Origin of the sequence: Reyranella sp. CPCC 100927 (assembly GCF_007859315.1) — a bacterium.
Lineage (GTDB): Bacteria > Pseudomonadota > Alphaproteobacteria > Reyranellales > Reyranellaceae > Vineibacter.
The window spans coordinates 462,879-481,973 of sequence record NZ_VOHA01000004.1 but is presented as its reverse complement, the minus strand read 5'-3'; the positions used below and the strand labels follow the sequence as shown (position 1 = coordinate 481,973).

Below are 19,095 nucleotides of genomic sequence, written 5' to 3'. Positions count from 1 at the left end.
GTTGAACCGATGCGTGTCTTCATTGCCGGTTTCGGCACCGAAACCAATGCCTTTGTCCCCTTCCCGACCGGTCACCGTGCTTTTGCCACCTTCGGCATCTTCCGCGGCGATGCCACGCGTCATCCCCCGGGGTCGATGTCGGGGCCGCTGCATGTCTGGCGCCGCGAGACTGAGGGACGCGGCTGGACGGCGATCGAAGGACTGTTCACGTTCGCGGCACCTTCCGGAATCACATCACGCGCCGTCTACGAAGGATTCCGCGACGAAATCCTGGCCGATATCCGCCAAGCGTTGCCGCTGGACATCGTATTGCTGAACCTGCACGGAGCCATGGTCGCCGACGGCTATGACGACTGCGAAGGCGATATCCTGACCCGCGTGCGGCAGATCGTCGGCCCCGATGTCGTCGTGGGCGCCGAGCTCGACCTGCATTGTCACCTCAGCGCGGCGATGATCCGTGATGCCACAGCGATCGTGATCTACAAGGAATACCCACACATCGACCCGATGGATAGGGCAGCCGAACTGTTCGCGATCTGCGCCGACGCCGCGCAGCACCGGGTCCGTCCCGTCATGGCGCGCTATGACTGCCGGATGATGGGGTCCTACCGCACGCCCGTCGAGCCCATGAAGAGCTTCGTTGCCCGCATGAAGTCCTTCGAGGGCAAGGATGGCATCCTCTCGGTCTCGATGGCGCACGGTTTCGCCTTTGCCGATGTCGAGGATGTCGGCACCCGCATGCTGGTGGTGAGCGACGGCGATATCGGCAAAGCCGAACGCCTCGCAGCCCAACTCGGCCGCGAACTCTTTGCCGATCGCCACAACTTTATCACGCGCTTCCTGACGCCGGACGAAGCCCTCGACCGAGCCGGCGCCCACAACGAAGGCACCGTGGTGCTGGCCGATCGCGCCGACAATCCGGGCAGCGGCGCACCCGGCGATTCGACGTTCCTCCTGCGTCGTATCCTCGACCGGCGCGCCGGTCCTACGCTGTTCGGTGTCATGTGGGATCCCATCGCCTTCCAGATCGCGGAGGAGGCCGGAGTCGGCGCGACGCTCGACATGCGGCTGGGCGGCAAGAGCGGCAAGGTGAGCGGCGATCCCGTCGACCTGCGTGTCACGGTGCGCCAGATCGCCTATGGCGTGCAGCAGCCCTATGGTCCCGTAATGTCGCCGCTGGGTGATCTCGTGTGGCTGTCGTCCGACCTGGCGGACATCGTGGTCAACAACCTCCGCACGCAAACCCTGCATGCCGATGCGTTCCGGGCACTGGGTATCGATCCGACCCGCTATCGGCTGGTGGTGGTGAAGTCGGCGCAGCATTTCTACAACGGCTTCGCGCCGATCGCGAAAGAAACGCTCTACGTCACCACACCAGGCGGCGCCGAGCCCGCCTATACGCGCCTGCCCTACACCAAGCGCACGACGCCCTTCTGGCCGAAGGTCGAAGATCCGTTCGCCGGCTAACGGCGCGTTCATGACGGCAAAACCTTGAGCGCGACGACACCACCCACGATCGCGACGATGGCCATCAGACGCGCTGCGGTCATTGCCTCGCCGAACAGCAGCAGGCCGGCGAGCACCGAACCGACGGCACCGATGCCGGTCCATACCGCGTAGGCGGTCCCCAGTGGCAGGATCTTGAGGGCCTGCGTCAGCAGGCCCAGGAAGACGATCAGCGCCACCACGGAGACCGCGGTCCAGCCGAGTCTGGTGTAGCCCGCCGCATACTTGGTAGCGACGGCCCAGACGACATCGGCAATCCCCGACAGGACCAGGAACAACCAGGCGACAGAATTGGACATGACATACTCCTTGGATACACGGGCCTGTGCACGGCGGATCAAAAGCCCTTGATGACGGCGACGCCCGCGAGCAGCGCGATCACACCGGCGAGGCGGAGGCTGGAGGCTGGGCGCCGAGGCAGGCGAAACCAGCCGTAGCGGTCGACGAGGACCGAGGCGGCCTGTTGGCCGGCAACGGTGAACCCAACCACGGCCGACGCACCGATCACCGGCATGCCGACGAAAACGGTGGTGACGTAGATCGCGCCCGCGAAGCCGCCCAACCAGCCCCACCACGGCATGCGCACGATGCCACCCAGGCCCGGCGCCGGTGCCTTGAGCACGGCCATGGCGAGGAGCAGCACGACGATCATCGACAGCGCCGCCACCAGGAAGCTGACCGTACCGACGGCGAACGGGGCACCGATCTGGGCGCGCAGGAGCGCGTTGACGGCGCCCTGGACCGGCAGCACAGCACCAGCCGCCAACGCCAGCGCAACCCAGCCGAGCTTCGAGGCCGACAGTGTCGATGCCGCGCCCTGCTGTCCCAGGACGATGGCCGCGGCGCCACCCAGCACGGCCAGTCCGCCGATCATCATCGATGTGCCCAGCGGCGCAATCGGTACGCCCAACAGGCCGAAGTGATCCAGCGCCAGCGAGGCCAGCATCTGGCCGGCGATGAACAACCCGACGCTCACTACCGCACCGAGCCGCGGGAAGAGCAGGATCGTCGACACCACGTAGAACGCCGACGCCGTGCCACCCAGCACGTGCCACCAGCGCGCGTCACCCAGCGCCAGCAGCGTACCCAAGGTGCAGGTCAGCGCGGCGATGACCGCGAGCGCGATCGTGCCAACCGAGAGCTGGATCGCGGTGGCCCCGAACGGACTGCCGACCGCCTTCGAGAGTTGGGCATTGGCACCCGCCTGGACTGCGAGCAAAGCGCCGGCGACAAGCGAGGCGGGGATGAGCAGGTTTTCCATGGTCGATTTCCTTGACGACGTTGTTCGGTCTTAGGCGGCATGCTCGTGCGACAGGCGCGGCACCTCGAGGCCGCGCCGCACGGCGGGCCGCTGGGCGATGTCGGCGTACCAGCGCGACAGGTGGGAAAAGGCATCGATCGGGACACCGATCTTGGCGACGGCGGCATGGATCCAGGGCCATGTCATCACGTCGGCGATGCCGTAGTCGCCCACCAGATAGGCACGTTGTGCCAGTGTCCGGTCGAGCACACCCAAGACGCGTTGCGCTTCGCGTTCGAAGCGCGCGATGACGGACGGGATCTTCTCGGTCGCGAAGATCTTGAAGTTCCAGAGCTGGCCCAAGGTCGGACCGACATGGGCGGCCTGGAACAATGTCCACTGCAGCGTCGTCAGCTGCTCATCGTCGGTCCGGGGCTGCAGCACACCGGTGCGATCGGCCAGGTAGAAGAGGATGGCGCCGGACTCGAACACGGTGCGCTGGCGATCCGGATCGACGATGACCGGAATCTTGTTGTTGGGATTGAGCGTCAGGAAGTCCGGACGATGCTGGTCACCCGCCTCGATGTCGATGACATGCACGCGGTACGGCAGGCCGGTTTCCTCAAGCATGATCGAGGCTTTGTGGCCGTTGGGGGTCTGGTACGTGTAAAGCTCGATAGGGTTCATCACTGGATCCTCTGAGTTCCTTCGAGGACCCAGATAGGATGTGCTTGTACGCACGGCCATCTGTCGATATGCAGTCTGTCACTGCATAAACGCACAGGTCGGTCATGGACTGGGATGGACTGCGCTACGTGCTCGCGGTCGGCAGCGAGGGCACGCTGGCTGGCGCGGCACGCGCGCTCGGCGTCAATCACACCACGGTCCTGCGCCGCATCGCGGCGTTCGAGGACGCAGCCGGTGTGCGATTGTTCGAACGACTGCCGTCGGGTTACGTGCCGACCGAAGCCGGCGAAGCGCTGATCGACGCCGCGCGGCAGATCGATACCACCGTGACCGGCCTCGAACGACGGTTGGCAGGGCAGGATCTGCGATTGTCGGGAAGTTTGCGGGTCACGACCGCCGACACGCTGATGGCATCACTGTTGCCCGAGATGCTGAGCGAGTTTCGGGCAGCCCATCCGGGTATCGTCGTCGAAGTCGGCGTCTCGAACGTGATGCTGAACCTGACCAAGCGTGATGCCGACGTGGCGATCCGCACCGCGGTCGACCCGCCGCAGACGCTGGTCGGCCGCCGCATCGCCGCCATCGCCTACGGCGTCTATGCCAGCCGCGCCTACCTCGATCGCACCCCGGCGCCCCGCAAGAGCTGGCACAGCCACGCCTGGCTGCTTCCCGACGACAGCCTTGCCGGTACAGTCGCCGCGCGCTGGTTCCGACGGGAAATGCCCGATGTCGCGGTTGCCGGCCGCGCCGACTCGCTTCTGGCATTGCGCGACCTTGCCACGGCCGGCCTGGGGCTCGCCGCCCTGCCCCGCTATCTCGGCGACCTGTCACCCGGCCTGGTGCGGCTTGGCGATCCTGGCATTCCTCCATCCTCGGCGCTCTGGATCCTGACGCACGAGGACCTGCGGCGCACCGCCCGCGTGCGCGCCTTCACCGAGTTCATGGCTCAGGCGTTCGTACGCCGTCGCGGACGGCTGGAAGGCAAATAACCGTTCCGCCGTTAAGCCAGATGCTGCTGGCGATCGCGCGCAAGGCTCTGCCGGATGGCCTCCGACAGGGAATCGGCCCGATAGGGCTTGGAGAGAACGATGAAGCCTTCTTCGAGCACGTCGGCGGCAGCGTGGCTGTAGCCACTGGTGAGCAGGATCGGAACTTGAGGAAAGTGCTGGCGAACCTTGCGCGCGAACTCCAGGCCGCTCATGCCGCCGGGCATCACGATGTCGGTGAATATCAGGCCGAACCGCTGGCCGCTCAGCAACAAGGCAAGTGCCGTGCGCGGATCGTGCACGTGCTGTGCCTGATAGCCGATCAAGCGCAGCATGCGCGTGGCGACGTTCGCGACATCATCGTCATCCTCGACGAGGAGAACCGTGCCGGTGCTGTGGCGTAGCCGCAGGGGTGCCTGCCCCGGGCCCGCCGCCTCAGCCTGTGTCGAACGCGGCAGCAGCAGCGTAACCGTGGTGCCCTGTCCGAGCTCGCTGCGAATGGTCGCCAGCCCGCCGGCCTGCTGCGTGAAGCCATAGACCTGGCTCAAGCCCAGGCCAGTGCCTTTGCCGATCTCCTTGGTCGTGAAGAACGGCTCGAACACGTGGGCCAGGGCCGCCGGATCGATTCCGGTACCGGTGTCGGTAATGCCGACCGACACGAAATCACCGACCAGCCCGATGTCCGTCTCACCGTCGTCCGGCAGTGTCATGTTCATGGCGTCGATGCGCACCAGACCGCCGCTCGGCATCGCGTGACGGGCATTGACGCAGATGTTCAGCAGAGCCAGTTCCAGCTCGCCAAGATCGCACCAGATCGGCCAGAGATCATCGGCCAACGTCAACACGATGCGAATATCACCCCGTAGCGCCCGTTGCAGCAGTTCCGTGATGTCCTGGACCCGCGATCGTAAATCGACCCGCTCCGGCCGCAGCGCTTGCTGGCGCGAAAAAGCCAGCAGCTGGCGGGTCAGTCGCGCACCGCGCTCGGCCGCGCGCTCGATCGTGTTCACGGCTTGTACGTCTTCGGGTGACTGAAGGCGGTCGAGCAGAAGCTCTGCCGTGCCTTCGATCACGGTCAGCAGGTTATTGAAGTCGTGGGCAACGCCACCCGCCAACCGACCGATCGCCTCGAGCTTCTGGGTTTCGCGCAACGCCTCCTGCGCGCGTTCCCGCTCGCGAACTTCGGTCTCCAGTTGCTGCGTCCGCTCCAGCACACGCTGCTCGAGGGTCTCGTTGAGATGACGCAGCCGCTCTTCGCTTTCGCGCAGCGCACGATTGCTGCGCTGCAGTTCCTGCGCCCGGCGGAAGACTTCTGCTTCGGTGCGCTCGGCGCGCTCCTGCAAATCCTGGGTCCGGCGCTCCTGAGCCAGTTCCTGCTGCTGCGCCCGAACGAACTCGGTAACGTCCTCGACGCGGTGGATGATCCAGACAACGTCGCCTGCCTCATCGAGGACGGGTGAATTGACCGGGCTCCAGTAGCGTTCCTCGAAACCGCCACCTTCCGATACCGGGCGGCGCACATCGTATTTCTGCACCGCCATGGTGTCGGGCACGCGGTCCGCGATCACGCGCAGCAGCGAAGCACGCAGGTTGCTGACCCCAGTGGCCATCGGGTCATCGGGATTGTCGGGAAAGACGTCAAAAATGTTGCAATCGAGAATCTCCTCGCGCCGCGTCATCGTCGCCGCCAGATAGGCGGCGCTGACCGCGGCGATCCGGAGATCGGGGCGCAGAACCAGATACAGTCCGGGAATAGCTTCAAACAGAGCGCGAAAATCGAGCGCGTTGTGAGAAGCCGCCATGCGCTTCCCTCATCATCATTCAAGTAATGCCTACATCTTAAAATAGAACTAGCCTAATATACCACTCGAAAATACGCTCGGACCGGCGGAGCGGCCGCCGGTCCTGCCGATGCACCGTGGCGCGAAATCCCTACGCTTCAGCGTGCCAGCGGTTCCAATGCGGCCGCAACCGCACGCCCGACACCCGCGATCGTCGCGTGCTGCCGCTCGGCGCTGGCCGACGTGCCGGTAAGATAGACAGCCATGATGACGGGCGCACGGCCCGGCGGCCAGCCCAGGCCAATGTCATTGCTCGTCCCCTTGCCCGATCCAGTCTTCTCGCCGATGCGCCAATCCCTGGGCAGGCCGGCGCGCAGCCGCGTGTCGCCCGTCTTGTTGCCGATCATCCACGCCGTCAGTTGCTGGCGCGATGCTTCCGACAACGCCGTTCCCAGGACGAGTGTGCGGATATTGGCCGCCATGGCCGCGGGGGTGGTCGTATCGAGCACGCCATCCGCGTCATTGAGACCGGGTTCACTACGATCATGGCGCGTGACCGTATCACCGAGCGACCGCACATACGCCGTCAGTCCTGGGGGGCCGCCGAAAGTGGCGATCATCAGGTTCACCGCCGTATTGTCGCTCAACACCATGGCCGCTTCGCACAACTCCGCCAGCGACATGCCCATGCCGCCGACGCGATCCTTGGTCGCCGGTGAATACGGCAGGATATCGCCGCTCTCGAAGCGAATGCGGCGGTCGAGTTTCTCCTTGCCGGCATCGACACGCGCCAGGACGGCGGCAGCCGCCAGCAGTTTGAATGTGCTGCACATCAGGAACCGTTCGTCGATGCGATGCCCGACCTGGATGCCGCTTGCCGTGTCGATGACGGCGACTCCCAGCCGCCCCCCGCTTTCAGCTTCGAGCTTCGCAAGGTCGCCGGCCAGCCTGCCGGACAAACCACCCGCGGAACGCGCCAAGCCTGCCCTGCCCGCGGCGACAGTGCCGAAAAAGCCACCGCATGTTGCCGCCGAAAAAAGACGCCGTGTGATCATCGCTACTCTCCGTTACTGGCGGGCGCAAAATGTCGGCGGAGATGGTCATTGACAAACGATGATAAATCCGGCGACCCACTAGGAAAATTTGGGTCTCCGTTCTCAGCCCGGACAAGGCACCATGTTGAACTCCCATGTTCCCCTGAACGCGTTGCGCGCCTTCGAGGCATCAGCCCGTCATCTCAGCTTCACCAAGGCCGGCTTGGAGCTGCGCGTCACTCAGGCTGCCGTCAGTCACCAGGTGAACAGCCTCGAGGAAATCTTGGGTCTGCGCCTGTTCCGGAGATTACCGCGCGGCCTCGCATTGACCGACGAAGGCCAGGCCCTGATCCCTGTTCTCGCCGATTCCTTCGGCCGCATTCGTGCCGTGTTGGAACGGTTCGAGGACGGACATTTTCGCGACGTGGTGACCGTCGGAACGGTCGGCACGTTCGCCACCGGATGGCTGCTGCCGCGACTGAAGGAATTTTGCGATATCCATCCCTATGTCGACCTGCGTCTGCTGACCAACAACAACCGCGTCGACATCGCGGGCGAAGGCCTGGACTACGCGATCCGCTTCGGCGACGGATCCTGGCATGGTACCGAGGCAGCGCCTCTGTTCACGGCGCCCTTGTCGCCGGTCTGCGCACCCGACATCGCGAAAAAACTGCGGCGCCCGGCGGACCTGGCACGCCAGACCCTGCTACGCTCGTACCGCGCCGATGAATGGGCGCATTGGTTCGAGGCGGCCGGCGTCCCCTGCCCGGTCGTACGCGGCGCCATTTTCGATTCATCGGTCACCATGGCCGAGGCCGCCGCCCAGGGTGCCGGCGTTGCGCTGCTGCCGGTCCGGATGTTCGCGCGCGAACTGCGCCAAGGCCGCATGGTGCGGCCCTTCGGTGTCGAGATCACGCTGGGTGCCTACTGGCTGACGTGGCTCAAGTCGAAGCAGCAGACCAAGGCCATGCGCGCCTTCCAGGACTGGCTGCTGCAGTCCGTCGCCGCGCCCGAACCGGTCACGTCAAAAACGCGCCGCCGTTCACGTGGATCGTCTGGCCGGTGATATAGCCACCGTCGGGACCGACCAGCAGGCGCACCATGGCGGCGATCTCCTCGACCGTGCCTTTGCGCTGCAGCGGGATCGTCCGATCGGTCAGGGTGCCGGGCAAGACGCCGGCCGCGGCACCGCGTACCGTGTCGATCGCACCGGGCGCCACGCAGTTGGACGTGATGCGATGAGGTGCCAGCTCGATGGCGAGCGCCCGCATCAACCCTTCCAGGCCCGCCTTGGAGGCGCAGACATGGCAGCGGTTGGGGGTTCCGACATGTGCCGATACACCCGACAGAGCCACGATCGCACCACCGCCGCGTCGGATCAGGTGCGGCGCAGCGGCCTTGGCGAGAATGAAGGCGCCATCCAGGGCAACCGATAGAATCTCGCGCCATTCCGCGTAGGACATCTCCAACAGCGCGGTCTGCCGGCGCAAGCCGGCATTGCTGACGACGATGTCGAGGCCACCCAGAGCATCGACGGCTGCCGCGATCATCTGCTCCACGCTGCGCGGATCGGCGACGTCGGCGATGTACCCCATCGCCTTGCCACCGGCCGCTGTGATCTCGCCCACCACCGCATCGATGGCGGCACGATCAGACCGGCCGTTGACAACCACCGATGCGCCATCCTGCGCCAGGCCCAGCGCAATCGCACGGCCGATGTTCTTGCCGGCGCCCGTCGCCAGCGCAACCTTGCCGTCCAATGGGCGTGTCATGTGTTTCCTCCCACCGCAGGATCGGTCACTGCGCTACGCTGGCCAGCCGGTAGAATCGCGCCGCGGTTCGACTGAACAGGTCAGCCTTCTCCGATGCGCTGGCACCCTTGGCCAGCCGCTTGCAGGCGTTCCAGAACACCGGATAGGCATACGAACCCTTGTCGACGGGAAAATTGCTCTCGAACATGCAACGCTTCGCACCGAAGGCCTCGATGCAGGTTTCGACATAGGGCTTCCACGTCGCGGCCAGGGTTTCGGATGACGGTGGCTCATCCTTCTCGTGGAAGTCGAAGCCGTTGATGCGCATGCCGAGGCCACCCAGCTTGACGTGCACGTTGGGACAGGCAGCGAGGGCCCGGATCGCGGGTTGCCAGCGGGCGAACACGTCCTTTTGCTTGCCTGTGTAGGCGCCGATGTGCAGCGGCCCCCCGACGTGATTGAGCACGACGGGCGTATCGGGAAACGCACTGGCCAGCACCGCGAGGTCGTCGATCTGCGGATGATAGAGCCAAGCGTCGAACGACAGACCGAGCTTGCCCAACCGCCCGAAGCCCTCGCGAAAGGCAGCGCTCTGCATCAGATCCTGCGGCACGGCGTAGTTGGGATTTCCGATCGACGGATCGGCGTCCCAGGCCGCGATGTGGCGAATGCCGCGGAAGCGGTCACCGGCCACGCGCAGATGGGCGTCCAGAACCGCCTCGACCCGCGCGCCCAACGTCAGGTCGGCATGACCGACGATGCCCTCGCAGACGTGGGTCTGGCCATAGCCGCCGCTGGCACTCATCGCCGCGATGCCGTTCACGAACTCGGTCTCGCCCAGCGGTTTCAGTTCCGCCGGACCGTCGGCGCGATACATGGCCCGGCACTGCACGAACACCGTGGCCACGATATTATGACCGCTGTTGGTGTCAGCCAGCAGTTCGGGCAGCAGATAGCGCCAGCCCAGCCGATCCCAGAGATGGTGGTGCGGATCGACGATCGGCAGGTCCGGCTCGAGGATCTCTTCGCGGCGGCGGTCGAGCCAGTCCTCGCGTACCGGCAGGTAACCGTGAAACGGTGATGAAGCCGTCGTGTTCATGGGCCTGTCTCCTCCGCTCTCAAGATCACGCTTTCGCCTGCACGCGACCAGGCAGGTCGAGCCCGACACCCTGCAGATCACCGAACAGATCGTAAAGCGTCCGCACGTCTGCGGCCGGCAGCGGCGGCTTGAGGATCGACTCGATGTTGGCGCGCAGGTGGGCGCGCTTGCCGGTGCCGAACAGCACCACATCGGCACCCGGTTCATGGCGTGCGAAACGATAGGCCGCATCGGTGAGGCTGGTGGCACCGCCCGCATGCAAAAGAAAGTCCAGCGGCGCCTCGGTGTCACCGAATCGGGCAGGCAGCCGGCCCTCCGCGACAAGGCCCTTCACTGTCTGCGCCAGCAGGCCCGGGACGCTGAAGATATTGCGCACCACGAACATCAGCAGGGTGCCGATGCCCTCACGCCGGGTGTGGGGAAAAACCTGCCGACGGGCGCCCTGGTTCATCATGTGAAAGGCCAGCATCATCACTTCCCAGCATGGGTCGTGAACGGCCTGTTGCAGCATCGCCTGCTGGGGATCGTGAGGACCGGTCTCGGTAATCCCGAGATGGCGCAGTTTGCCTTTCTCCTTTTCACGCAGCAGGGCTGGCGCCAGGACGTCGCGGGCATGCGCGTAGGCCGCCGGTGCCACCGCATGCAGATGAAAGACATCGACATACTCCGTCCCCAGCCGACCCAGCGAATCCTCCAGCGCGCGGACCACATCGGTCGCGGACTGCAGGTTTCCACCGTGGCGGGTCAGGCACTTGGTCGAAATCACCACCGAGTCGCGTGGCACGGCCTGAATGGCGCGGCCAACAAGGTCCTCCGTGCCATAGGCCTCGGCGGTATCGATAAAGTTCACGCCCAGATCGAGCGCCTCACGCACCAGCGCGACGGACTCGTCCTCGCCAAGTCCGGTACCACGTCCGATTCGACTGTTGCCGCCGCATCCCAGGCCGGCGACGCTGACGCGCAAACCGGTCCGGCCAAGCGTGGTGTAATCCATGCACCGTGCCTCCGCGACATGACCGTTCCAGCATGCCGGCCGCCCGGCCAGCAGAGAACGGCCAAACCCGACTGACAGATGTGCAGCCGGCGGACTCGCGACAATTGAGCCGACACCGCTAAGATGGGCACCGGTTCATCAGCCCAGGGAAACGCCCCATGATTCATGAGCTTCGCATCTATCGCTGCGTGCCCGGCCGCCTGCCGGCGCTACTCAAGCGCTTCGAAACCATCACGTTGAAGCTGTGGGACAAGCACGGCATTCGTCAGGCCGGTTTCTGGACAGTGGCCGTCGGCGAGTCGAACCAGGACCTGTACTATCTGTTGGCCTGGGAGTCGCTGGCCGAGCGCGAGCAGAAATGGACGCGCTTCACCACCGATCCGGAATGGCTGGCGGCGCGCGCCGAAACCGAGAAGGACGGCCAGATCGTCGCCAACGTCAGCAACGCCCTCCTGCAGCCGACCGCATTCTCGTCGGTCAAATAACGGAGGGTGATCGTGGCTGGAAAATATCTATTCATCGTCTCCATGGATATCGAGCCCAGCAAGGAAGATCTGTTCAACGAGATCTACGCCGAGCACATCGGGTTCATGCAGAAGGTTCCCGGCGTCGGCGCTGTGCGCCGCGCCAAGACTGAGGCCGCCGCCGTCATGATCGGCGGTGAAAAGAAACCGATCACCGGTGAGGATGTTCCCACCTACACCGCGATCTACGAACTCGACAGCCCTGATGTGCTGCTCAGTCCGGCATGGCAGGAGGCGGTGGAGGCCGGCCGCTGGGCAACGCAAGTCAGGCCCTACACCAAGAACCGCCACCACGTGCTGCGTCGGGTGATTTGAGGAAAACCTGGGCGCGGGCCCTCTGGCCCGCGCCCCCGGCTATGCCGCCAACGCCCTGGCGGCGGCGTCGAACGCGGCGAGTGTCGTGGCCACATCGCGCTCGTCGTGCGCCAGCGAGATGTAGAACTTGCTGTCGCCCTTGAACACGCCGTTTTCGCGCAGGGCCTGATTGAAGCGGCGCATCATCTGCGCATCGCCGCGGGCGGTATCGCGATAGTCGCGCATCTCACCGTCGGCGAACACCACGTCGAACAGCGGCGGCACGCCGATCACCCGTGCCTTGACGCCGGCCTTGTCGAGGCGTGCCTGCAGGCCTTCCATCAGCGTACGGCCGGTGGCGAACAGGCGTTCGTAGACGCCGGGGCGACGCAGAACCTCCAGGGTAGCCAACCCCGCGACCGCCGCGATGGGATTGCCGCTCAACGTGCCGATCTGCGGCAGGAAGCCCGCCTCGCCCACGGCGCCACGATCGAAATGCGCCATGATGTCGGCCCGCCCGGCGATCGCTGCCAGCGGGAAGCCGCCGCCCACCACCTTGCCCAGGGTGCAGATGTCGGGCGTCACGCTATAGAAATCCTGTGCCCCGCCATACGCGAATCGGAAGCCGGTCACGACTTCATCGAAGATCAGCGGAATGCCGTGGCGCTGCGTGATCTCGCGCAGGCCCTGGAGAAAGCCTGGCTGCGGTGGAACCGAGCGTTGCATCGGCTCGACGATCACGCCGGCCAGATCGTCGAGGTGCTCGCTGATCAGCGTCGATGCCGCATCGAGATCGTTGAACGGCGCCACCAGCATTTCCTGGCGCAAGGCGGCGGGAATGCCGGCCGAGTCGGGTGCCGCCTGCGGGAAGTTGCCCGACCGTGTCGGCCACAGGCTCATCAGCCCGTAGTCGCTCATGCCGTGATAGCCGCCCTCGAACTTCAGGATCTTGTCGCGCTTGCGAAAGGCGCGCGCGACGCGCATGGCGTAAAGGTCCGCCTCCGAGCCGGTCGACACGAAACGCACCTTCTCGGCACACGGGACCGCCTCGACGATGGCGTCGGCGAGTTGGATGCCGTGCTCGTTGTTGGCGAAGAACGTGGTGCCGCGCGGCACCTGCTCCAGCACCGCCTTGGTGACGTCGGGATGCGCATGGCCGACCAGCATCGGCCCCGAGCCGAGCAGAAAGTCGACGTACTCATTGCCACTGACATCCCAGACGCGGCCGTTCTTACCTTCGCGAATAACGACCTCGCTGGTCGTGTTGCCGAAGCCGCCGGCAGGCAGCACGCGTCGCGCCGTCTCGACGATGGAGGACTCGGTCTCCGATGCACGCAGTGTCATGGATTTCACCAGGATCGACGGAATGATCCTGACGGTAGCGCGGACGACCCGGCGATCCAACCCTGGAAAATCAGGTCGCGCCTTGCGCCCGCGAACGGCCGTAGAAGATCGTCAACCAGATCGCGTAGCCCGCGATCAGCGCGGTCTGGATCCAATAAGGCGTGGTCGACCGGCCGGACAGAACCTCCTGCAGCGCCTGCGAGACGTTCACGGCGCCAAGGCCCAGCACCGTCACCCAGATCGACACCAGCACGGCGGGAACGACGGCGCCGTGCTGCGCGCCGGCAAAGAACAGACATGCGTAGGTGACGACGGCGAACGCGATGATCTTGTCCTGATAGGCATAGAAAGGCGTGTCGTAGTAGACGAACAGGATCGGTACCTTCAGCCCGAAGAAGTGCGCAACGGCCATGCAGCAGAAATAGGCAACCCCGGCCAGCAACGAGTATTTCAGGATCTTCCGGGCCATCGGCTTCTCCAACGCAGCGACGGGCCAGCGTTCCATGCTAGCCTTGGTGGCGCCAGACACAGAAATTTCTGACCTGGGAGCCCGCAGGAGTGCCCTACGACCGCAAACGCCCGGCGCTCGATCCCTGCCCCGTCGAGACGGTGCTAGCCATCGTCTCGGGCAAGTGGAAGGTGCGCATCCTTTATCTGTTGTCGCTGGACCGGCTGAGTTTCGGCCAGCTGCGCAAGGCAACCGCCGGCGTCAGCCAGCAGGTGCTGTCATCCCTTCTCAAGGAACTGGAGGCGGACGGCATTATCCGGCGAACACGCAACAGCAGCGGGTCAATGTACGCCCTCACGCCGGACGGCCACGGACTGGTTTCCCTGCTGACGCCGATGATGGATTGGGGCAAGGCCCGATTGGCCAAGGATGGCGTCGTCTGGACGCCGCCGACCCTGCCCCGACCGCCGCTTCGAGTGCTCCGCTGACACCGACCGCCCCGGCTGCCGCCCGGGGCGACACGCCGGTGTCAGGATTTCGAAGATCGCGTCGTATACGCGCGCCAGCGATCGGCGATCTCGCCGACCACACCCTTGCGGAACGCCAGCACGATGACGACGAAGATGACACCCTGAATCACCAGGACCCACTCGCCCGTGGCAGCAAGGTAGTTCTGCATGGTGATGATCACCAAAGCGCCGACCACGGGTCCGAAGATGGTGCCAATGCCGCCGATCAGTGCCATCAGCACGACCTCGCCCGACATCGCCGCCGTCACGTCGGTCAGCGTCGCAAACTGCATCACGATCGCCTTGAGCGCACCCGCCAGTCCTGCCAGGGTCGCCGACAGGACGAACGCAACCAGCTTGTAACGATCAGCGTTGTAGCCCAGCGAAATGGCGCGCTGCTCGTTCTCGCGGATCGCCTTCAGCACCTGTCCGAACGGCGAGTGGATGATGCGATAGACGGCGCCGAAACCGAACAGGAAGATCGCCAGGACGACATAGTACAGGACCGTATCGTTCTGGATCGGCAGCAGACCGCCCAGCATGGGGCTGCGCGGCACGCCCTGCAGCCCGTCCTCGCCGCCGGTGAATGGCGCCTGCAGGCAGAAGAAGAAGACCATCTGGCTGAACGCCAGGGTGATCATGGCGAAATAGATACCCTGTCGGCGGATCGCCAGCGCACCGGTGACAACGCCCAGCGCACCAGCAACGGCGGCGCCGGCCAGCAGTGCCAATTCGGGTGGCCAGCCCCAGACCTTGATGGCGTGGCCGCAGACGTAGGCGGCCATGCCGAAGAACATCGCATGGCCGAAGCTCATCAGGCCGACATAGCCAATCAGCAGATTGAAGGCACAGGTGAACAGCGCAAAGCACAGCGCCGTCATCAGGAACACGGGATAGGCCACGAACGGCGCAACCAGCGCCGCCGCGAGCAGGATGAAACCGAAGGTCCGTGAGGTCATTTGGTCCGCCCGAAGAGGCCAGCCGGCTTGACGAGCAGAACCACGGCCATAACGACGAAGATCACGATGTTCGACGCCGGCGGATAGGCCACCTTGGTCAAGCCTTCGATGACGCCTAGCCCGAAGCCGGTGACGATCGAACCCATGATCGAGCCCATACCGCCGATCACGACGACGGCAAACACCACCAGCACCAGGTTGGTTCCCATCAGCGCCGAAACCTGCTGGATCGGCGCCGCCAGAACACCGGCCAGTGCCGCCAGCCCGACGCCAAAGGCATAGGTCAGCGTGATCATGCGCGGCACGTTGATGCCGAAGGCCCGCACCAGCGTCGGATTTTCCGTCGCCGCCCGCAGATAGGCACCCAGCCGCGTGCGCTCGATGGCATACCAGGTGGCCAGGCAGATCACGAGCGATGCCACCACCACCCAGCCACGATAGTACGGCAGGAACATGAATCCGAGATTGACGCCGCCAGGTATCGGGTTGTCGTAGGGCTGACCGGATGAGCCCCAGCGCCATCGAAACAGACCCTCGATGATCAGCGCCAGGCCGAAAGTCAGCAGAAAGCCGTAGAGGTGATCGAGGTGGTAGATTCGTCGCAGCAACAGGCGTTCGAGCAGCACGCCGAACAAGGCGACGATGATCGGCGCCAGCACCAGCGAGACCCAGAACGGGATGCCGAGATAGCCCAGCATCAGCCAGGCCGCGAAGGCCCCCATCATGTACTGGGCGCCGTGCGTGAAGTTGATGACGTTGAGAAGACCGAAGATCACCGCCAGCCCAAGGCTGAGCATGGCGTAGAAGGCACCATTGATCAGGCCCAGCAACAGCTGGCCGAACAGTGCCTGTGGCGGGATTCCGAGCAATTCGAACATCGCGCCCTCACCCGCCCGCGGCGGTGTCAAGGATGGTCATCTTAAACACCCAGGTATTCGTGCAGCTTGTCGATACTGCGCTCGACGTCGGCCGCCTTGATCATGTCAATCACCCGGCCGTCCTCGACGATGTAATGCCGGTCGGCCAGCGTCGCAGCGAAGCGAAAATTCTGCTCCACCAGCAGCACCGTGAAACCGCGCGCCTTCAGCTGGCGAATCACTTCGCCGATCCGCTGCACGATCACCGGCGCCAGGCCTTCGGTCGGTTCGTCCAGCAGCAGCATGCTGGCGCCGGTGCGCAGAATGCGGCCGATGGCCAGCATCTGCTGCTCGCCACCCGACAGTTTCGTGCCCTGGCTGCGCCGCCGCTCCAACAGATTGGGGAACAGCTTGTAGATCTCGTCGATCGTCACGCCACCCGGCTTCACGACCGGCGGCAGCATCAGGTTTTCCTCGACGTTGAGGCTGGCGAAAATGCCGCGCTCCTCCGGGCAATAGGCAATGCCGCAGCGCGCGATGAAGTCCGAGGGCCGGCCGACCGTCTCCTCGCCATCGAACACGATTTTGCCCTGGCGCTTGCCGACGATGCCCATGACCGACTTCAGCGTCGTCGTCTTGCCGGCTCCATTGCGGCCCAGCAGGGTGACGATCTCGCCCTTCCCGACCTCGAAATCGACGCCCTGCAGAATGTGCGATTCGCCGTACCAGGCGTGCAGGCCCGAGACCTTCAGAAGCGGCTCAGCCATGACCGGTCCCGACATAAGCTTCAATCACCTGGGGATGCTTGGACACCTCGCCGTATGGCCCTTCGGCCAGTTTCTCGCCACGCGCCAGCACCGTGATCATGTCGGACAGGTCCGCGACCACGGACATGTTGTGTTCGACCATCAGCACCGTGCGATCAGCCGCGACTTTGCGGATCAAAGCAGCGATGCGATCGATATCCTCGTGCGCCAAACCCGCCATCGGTTCGTCGAGCAACATCATCTCCGGATCGAGGGCGAGGGTCGTGGCGATCTCCAGCGCGCGTTTGCGGCCGTACGGCAGCTCCACCGCGGGCAACTCGGCATAGGGTCCCAAGCCAACCGCGTCGATCAATTCCAAGGCGCGCGCATTCAGTGAGTCAAGAACACGTTCACTGCGCCAGAATTGGAAAGAGTTGCGTAATGGCCGCTGCAAAGCCACGCGAACGTTGTCGCGCACCGACAGATGCGGGAACACGGCCGAGATCTGAAACGAACGCACCAGCCCCATGCGTGCGATCGCGGCCGGCGAACTGCCGGTGATATCGTTGCCGTTGAAGCGGATGCGTCCCGAGGTTGGAACTAGGAAGTGGGTCAGCAGGTTGAAGCACGTCGTCTTCCCCGCGCCGTTAGGACCGATCAGCGCGTGGATCGAATGACGACGCACGCGCAAATCGACATCCTTAACAGCGACGAATCCCAGAAACTCCTTCGTCAGGCCTGTCGCCTCGAGAATAATATCGTCTGCCATCTTGCCTTCTTGTACGCGTGCCTTCCCTGTAGGCCGAGCCATAGCACGAGCCCGCAAACAAAAACAACGCCACCGACCGTGTCAAATCCAAAGCCTTGTTTCGCCGCGCGACCTCACCGGATCGTATGGTTGTCATTCCCGGCGTGATCGGGACGTCTTGGCTCGCGGAGATGTTTCCCGCTTCGTGCGAAACGACAACGGCACCACGTGGCACATATCATGCTTCACGCCGAGCGCAGCGAACGGAACCGGATGCCGGCACGGCTGATCTGCTTCATGGTTCTATTGTATGCATTTTAAGATATTGTATGCAAGACAAGTTATTGCATGCAACAGATACACCGTCTTACTTTTTGATCATCGGGCAATCGCCCTGCTCCACGGGACGGAAGGCTTGCTCGGCGGGGATCGTGGAGAGAATGTCGTAATAGTCCCATTTGCGCTGCGATTCGGCAGGCTTCTTGACGCGAGCCAGGTACATATCGTGCAGGAACTGACCGTCTGCCCGCACGCGGCCGCCGAAAAAGTCGGTGACCGGAAGGTCGCGCATCCTGGCAGCCACCGTCGGGCCGTCATCCGTGCCGACGGCCTGGACGGCACGAAGGTAGTGGCGGACCATCGAATATACGCCGGCCTGGCTCATGGTCGGCATCGCGCCGTGACGTTCGAAGAATCGCTTCGCCCATGCCCGCGAGGCATCGTCACGATCCCAGTAGAACCCGGTGATGAACTGGAGCCCCTGGGCTGTCGGCAAGCCGATGGCGTTGATATCCGTCAGAAAGACGGTCGGCGCCACCACGACCTGCTTCTTTGTGATGCCGAACTCGACCGCCTGCTTGAGGCTGTTCACGAAGTCGTTGCCGGCATTCGCCAGGGCGATCACCTTGGCGCCCGACGACTGGGCTTGCAACAAATACGAGCTGAAGTCGGTCACATTGACCGGATGGCGGACCTCGCCGAGCACTTTGCCGCCGTTCGCTTCAGCGGCGCGGCGGATATCCGTCGCCAGCGCACGCCCGAAGGCATAGTCGACCGTAACGAGAAACCACGAGTCGAGTCCACGCTTCGTCACTGCGCTCGCCAGTCCGAATGCATTGGTGTAGCTGTTGTACGGCGACTGGAAGGAGATGGCCGTGCAGGCTTTGCTCGTGAAGTCGGCGGAACCCGAGGCATTCAATACGATCTTGTTCCTTTCCGCTGCGAGCCCGACGGTCGCGAAGCCGACCGCCGAGTTCGACAGGTCGGCAACGACATCGACCTGGCCGGCGTCGAACCAACGTCTGGCGACGGCGGCTCCGACGTCGGCCTTGTTCTGATGATCGGCAGAGATGATCTCGATGGGCACACCCGCAACGGTGCCGCCCGCCTCCTCTGCCGCCATGCGCGCGGCGACCACGGAGCCTTCGCCCGTCAAGTCAGCGTACGGCCCCGAGCGGTCGTTCAAGATACCGATCCGGATCACACCGTCGGACATTCCGTCGGCCCGGCTCGCCGGCGCGTTGAGCACGCACGCGAAACCCAGAAGCCATGCTGCGGTCAGAGTATACCTTGCCACTGAAACCTCCCC

The 19,095-nt window shown here is 64.4% G+C and carries 21 protein-coding genes; 6 read left to right on the top strand and 15 right to left on the bottom strand.

The features are described 5' to 3' along the window. Nucleotides 1-9: 9 nt before the first annotated feature. Nucleotides 10-1,467 (top strand): M81 family metallopeptidase, encoded by a 1,458-nt coding sequence (locus tag FQU96_RS15135; RefSeq protein WP_146542104.1) that lies wholly within the window; start codon nt 10-12, stop codon nt 1,465-1,467. Between the two features lie 8 nt (nt 1,468-1,475). On the opposite strand, the gene FQU96_RS15130 is transcribed toward FQU96_RS15135, so the two are convergent. Genes FQU96_RS15130 through FQU96_RS15120 form a run of 3 tightly spaced genes read right to left on the bottom strand, consistent with a single transcriptional unit; the run spans nt 1,476 to nt 3,433 of the window. Beyond that, nucleotides 1,476-1,805 (bottom strand): multidrug efflux SMR transporter, encoded by a 330-nt coding sequence (locus FQU96_RS15130; protein WP_146542103.1) that lies wholly within the window; start codon nt 1,803-1,805, stop codon nt 1,476-1,478. 38 nt (nt 1,806-1,843) lie between these two features. After that, nucleotides 1,844-2,767: a DMT family transporter gene (locus FQU96_RS15125; protein WP_146542102.1), complete on the bottom strand. Its 924-nt coding sequence runs from the start codon at nt 2,765-2,767 to the stop codon at nt 1,844-1,846. A gap of 30 nt (nt 2,768-2,797) precedes the next feature. Continuing rightward, nucleotides 2,798-3,433: a glutathione S-transferase family protein gene (locus FQU96_RS15120; RefSeq protein WP_146542101.1), complete on the bottom strand. Its 636-nt coding sequence runs from the start codon at nt 3,431-3,433 to the stop codon at nt 2,798-2,800. A 104-nt stretch (nt 3,434-3,537) separates the two neighbouring features. On the opposite strand from FQU96_RS15120, the gene FQU96_RS15115 reads away from it, so the two are divergent. Beyond that, nucleotides 3,538-4,422, top strand: coding sequence for a LysR family transcriptional regulator (locus FQU96_RS15115; protein ID WP_146542100.1), 885 nt, complete (start codon nt 3,538-3,540; stop codon nt 4,420-4,422). 11 nt (nt 4,423-4,433) lie between these two features. Here FQU96_RS15115 and FQU96_RS15110 read toward each other — a convergent pair whose 3' ends face one another. Together FQU96_RS15110 and bla are read right to left on the bottom strand one after the other, a co-directional pair. Then, on the bottom strand, nt 4,434-6,221 hold the full coding sequence (locus FQU96_RS15110; protein WP_146542099.1) for an ATP-binding protein: 1,788 nt from the start codon (nt 6,219-6,221) through the stop codon (nt 4,434-4,436). 137 nt (nt 6,222-6,358) lie between these two features. Further along, complete coding sequence (gene bla, locus FQU96_RS15105) at nt 6,359-7,180, bottom strand: class A beta-lactamase (RefSeq protein ID WP_255468356.1); 822 nt, start codon at nt 7,178-7,180, stop codon at nt 6,359-6,361. 196 nt (nt 7,181-7,376) lie between these two features. On the opposite strand from bla, the gene FQU96_RS15100 reads away from it, so the two are divergent. Continuing rightward, entirely contained in the window at nt 7,377-8,300 is a 924-nt protein-coding gene (locus FQU96_RS15100; RefSeq protein WP_146542097.1) for a LysR family transcriptional regulator, read from the top strand. On the opposite strand, the gene FQU96_RS15095 is transcribed toward FQU96_RS15100, so the two are convergent. The 3 genes from FQU96_RS15095 to FQU96_RS15085 are packed head-to-tail and all read right to left on the bottom strand — an operon-like array spanning nt 8,254 to nt 11,078. Then, complete coding sequence (locus FQU96_RS15095; protein WP_146542096.1) at nt 8,254-9,006, bottom strand: SDR family NAD(P)-dependent oxidoreductase; 753 nt, start codon at nt 9,004-9,006, stop codon at nt 8,254-8,256. The genes FQU96_RS15100 and FQU96_RS15095 overlap by 47 nt on opposite strands. 25 nt (nt 9,007-9,031) lie before the next feature. Continuing rightward, nucleotides 9,032-10,084: an amidohydrolase gene (locus tag FQU96_RS15090; RefSeq protein WP_146542095.1), complete on the bottom strand. Its 1,053-nt coding sequence runs from the start codon at nt 10,082-10,084 to the stop codon at nt 9,032-9,034. Between the two features lie 25 nt (nt 10,085-10,109). Then, nucleotides 10,110-11,078 (bottom strand): aldo/keto reductase, encoded by a 969-nt coding sequence (locus FQU96_RS15085; RefSeq protein WP_146542094.1) that lies wholly within the window; start codon nt 11,076-11,078, stop codon nt 10,110-10,112. Nucleotides 11,079-11,236: 158 nt separating this feature from the next. On the opposite strand from FQU96_RS15085, the gene FQU96_RS15080 reads away from it, so the two are divergent. Both FQU96_RS15080 and FQU96_RS15075 read left to right on the top strand, forming a co-directional pair. Next, on the top strand, nt 11,237-11,563 hold the full coding sequence (locus tag FQU96_RS15080; RefSeq protein ID WP_146542093.1) for an NIPSNAP family protein: 327 nt from the start codon (nt 11,237-11,239) through the stop codon (nt 11,561-11,563). Nucleotides 11,564-11,575: 12 nt separating this feature from the next. Further along, the gene (locus FQU96_RS15075; protein WP_218574725.1) at nt 11,576-11,917 is read left to right on the top strand and encodes a hypothetical protein; all 342 of its coding nucleotides are present in this window, start codon (nt 11,576-11,578) and stop codon (nt 11,915-11,917) included. A 39-nt stretch (nt 11,918-11,956) separates the two neighbouring features. Here FQU96_RS15075 and FQU96_RS15070 read toward each other — a convergent pair whose 3' ends face one another. Further along, nucleotides 11,957-13,240: an aspartate aminotransferase family protein gene (locus FQU96_RS15070; RefSeq protein WP_146542091.1), complete on the bottom strand. Its 1,284-nt coding sequence runs from the start codon at nt 13,238-13,240 to the stop codon at nt 11,957-11,959. 70 nt (nt 13,241-13,310) lie between these two features. Then, nucleotides 13,311-13,709, bottom strand: coding sequence for a hypothetical protein (locus FQU96_RS15065; RefSeq protein WP_146542090.1), 399 nt, complete (start codon nt 13,707-13,709; stop codon nt 13,311-13,313). Between the two features lie 89 nt (nt 13,710-13,798). Here FQU96_RS15065 and FQU96_RS15060 point away from each other — a divergent pair, with 89 nt between their 5' ends. Then, nucleotides 13,799-14,176, top strand: coding sequence for a helix-turn-helix domain-containing protein (locus tag FQU96_RS15060; protein ID WP_178130522.1), 378 nt, complete (start codon nt 13,799-13,801; stop codon nt 14,174-14,176). Nucleotides 14,177-14,217: 41 nt separating this feature from the next. Here FQU96_RS15060 and FQU96_RS15055 read toward each other — a convergent pair whose 3' ends face one another. The 5 genes from FQU96_RS15055 to FQU96_RS15035 form a co-directional block, all read right to left on the bottom strand. Beyond that, nucleotides 14,218-15,156 carry a branched-chain amino acid ABC transporter permease gene (locus FQU96_RS15055; protein ID WP_146542088.1) on the bottom strand — a complete coding sequence of 313 codons (939 nt, stop codon included), beginning with the start codon at nt 15,154-15,156 and terminating at the stop codon, nt 14,218-14,220. Further along, on the bottom strand, nt 15,153-16,034 hold the full coding sequence (locus FQU96_RS15050) for a branched-chain amino acid ABC transporter permease (protein ID WP_146542087.1): 882 nt from the start codon (nt 16,032-16,034) through the stop codon (nt 15,153-15,155). Before FQU96_RS15050 ends, FQU96_RS15055 begins: the two co-directional genes overlap by 4 nt. Before the next feature lie 41 nt (nt 16,035-16,075). Continuing rightward, complete coding sequence (locus FQU96_RS15045) at nt 16,076-16,780, bottom strand: ABC transporter ATP-binding protein (protein WP_146542086.1); 705 nt, start codon at nt 16,778-16,780, stop codon at nt 16,076-16,078. Beyond that, a complete protein-coding gene (locus FQU96_RS15040) occupies nt 16,773-17,528 on the bottom strand; it encodes an ABC transporter ATP-binding protein (protein ID WP_146542085.1) in 756 nt (251 codons plus the stop codon). The genes FQU96_RS15045 and FQU96_RS15040 overlap by 8 nt, the downstream gene beginning before the upstream one ends. A 346-nt stretch (nt 17,529-17,874) precedes the next feature. Next, a complete protein-coding gene (locus FQU96_RS15035; protein WP_255468342.1) occupies nt 17,875-19,083 on the bottom strand; it encodes an ABC transporter substrate-binding protein in 1,209 nt (402 codons plus the stop codon). Between the last annotated feature and the right edge of the window lie 12 nt (nt 19,084-19,095).